Raw genomic sequence first — 2,054 nt, forward strand, 5'->3', positions numbered from 1 at the left:
TGTCAGGGCCGCACTTCCGTGATTACCATGTGTTACTCGACGAACAAGGCGAGCAAATCTTCGCTATCACCGATGACATCGCTGAGCGCTGTCGCAAGATCGGCGGCACCACGCTCCGCTCTATCGGACAGATCGCGAAGGAGCAGCGAATCTCCGACAATGACGCGGCCTATGTGACGCCACACGACATGCTGGCCGAGCTTGCCCAAGACAACCGCACCTTCATAAGTCTCCTGCGCGCCGTGCACGCAGTATGCGAGGAGCACGACGACGTCGCGACGACCAGCTTGATCGAGGTTTGGATTGATGAGGCCGAGCGCCGTACCTGGTTCCTTTTCGAAGCCGGGCGGATGGCGGACTGACCCCCAAGGCCATGGACCGTCGGCGCGGAATGGCGTCGCCCCGATCTGCGGCAAGCGGTCGCCGCTTGCGACTTCCCGTTGCTCTCTCACAGGAAAATGCCATGTCCCGCCCACCGCTTCCACCCTTCACGGAACAAACCGCCATAGAAAAAGTGCGCTCAGCCGAAGACGGCTGGAACACGCGTGACCCCGGCCGTGTCGCGCTCGCCTATACGGTTGACAGTGCCTGGCGTAATCGCGCCGAGTTCGTGACAGGCCGGGAAGCCATCGAGGCTTTTCTCACCCGCAAATGGAACAAAGAACTCGATTACCGGCTGGTAAAGGAACTTTGGACGTTTGCGGGAAACCGGATCGCTGTCCGCTTCGCCTATGAATACCATGATGACAGCGGCCAATGGTTCAGGGCCTACGGCAACGAAAATTGGGAGTTCGATACGGAAGGGCTGATGCGCCGCCGGATCGCCAGCATTAACGAACATCCAATCGCGGAGTCCGAACGCAAGTTGCATTGGCCTTTGGGTCGTCGCCCCGACGACCATCCTGGTCTCAGCGGTTTCGGCTTCTGATCTGACGCGTGGTCGAGGGTTGGCGACCGTTTTCGCGCTACCCACTGATAGGCCAGCAGAGCCGCTTCGGCGTGCCGCTCGCGCGGATCGGAAGATGTCGCGGGCGGTTCGACGACTGGCGGGGCTTCGCTGACAGGGGGTCGGCCGGTAGCTGAATCCACACAGGGGCATAGAAATGAGTGGCAAGAAGCGTATTGAGCGTTATGACGAGGCCGCCGGCGGCTGGGGTGCGCTGAAGGCGCTCGGCGAGCACCTGGTCGAGCAGGATATTGCGATCAAGGGCGCGACAACGCTGCTGCGCATGAACCAGCCGCTTGGCTTCGATTGCCCGGGCTGCGCTTGGCCAGATCCCAAACACACCTCGCCCTTCGAATTCTGCGAGAACGGCGGCAAGGCAGTCGCCTGGGAGGTGACGGCGAAGCGCTGCACGCCGGAGTTCTTCGCAGCTCACACCGTCACCGAGCTTTCGACATGGAGCGACTACGAACTCGAAATGGTCGGGCGGCTTACTCATCCGATGGCCTACGACCAAGCCAGCGATCGCTACTTGTCGGTGAACTGGGACGACGCCTTCGCCATGATCGGTCGGCATCTGGGCGCCCTTCCCAATCCGAATATGGCGGAGTTCTACACCTCCGGTCGCACCTCCAACGAGGCCGCCTTCCTCTACCAGCTCTTTGTGCGCGAATACGGCACCAACAACTTCCCCGACTGTTCCAACATGTGCCACGAGGCTACCAGCGTCGGCTTGCCGCAGTCGCTCGGCGTCGGCAAGGGCACGGTGCTGCTGGACGATTTCGACAAGACTGACTGCATCTTCATCTTCGGCCAGAACCCCGGCACCAACAGCCCGCGCATGATGACCAGCCTGCGCAGTGCCTCGCGACGCGGCGCAACCATTATTTCGTTCAATCCGTTCCGCGAGCGGGCGCTGGAGCGCTTTCAGGCGCCGCAGAGCCCGATCGAGATGACGACGCTGACGTCCACCCCGATCAGCTCGCGCCTGCACCAAGTCAAGGTCGGCGGCGACATCGCAGTGCTCAAGGGCTTGATGAAGGTGCTAGTCGAGGAGGATGAGCGGCTGCGCGCCGAACACCAGATCGAGGCACTTGACTGGGATTTTATC

At 61.5% G+C, this 2,054-nt stretch carries 3 protein-coding genes; all 3 read left to right on the forward strand.

Annotated elements, in window-relative coordinates:
- Window positions 1-362: DNA starvation/stationary phase protection protein (locus tag EN984_RS32430; RefSeq protein WP_164765821.1), on the forward strand; the 362-nt coding region annotated here is incomplete at its 5' end.
- Window positions 363-463: 101 nt separating this feature from the next.
- A complete protein-coding gene (locus EN984_RS32435) occupies window positions 464-928 on the forward strand; it encodes a nuclear transport factor 2 family protein (RefSeq protein ID WP_127270298.1) in 465 nt (154 codons plus the stop codon).
- A gap of 175 nt (window positions 929-1,103) precedes the next feature.
- Window positions 1,104-2,054: molybdopterin-dependent oxidoreductase (locus EN984_RS32440; RefSeq protein ID WP_164765822.1), on the forward strand; the 951-nt coding region annotated here is incomplete at its 3' end.

Origin of the sequence: Mesorhizobium sp. M7A.F.Ca.CA.004.12.1.1 (assembly GCF_003997835.1) — a bacterium.
In the GTDB taxonomy this organism is placed as follows: Bacteria; Pseudomonadota; Alphaproteobacteria; order Rhizobiales; family Rhizobiaceae; genus Mesorhizobium.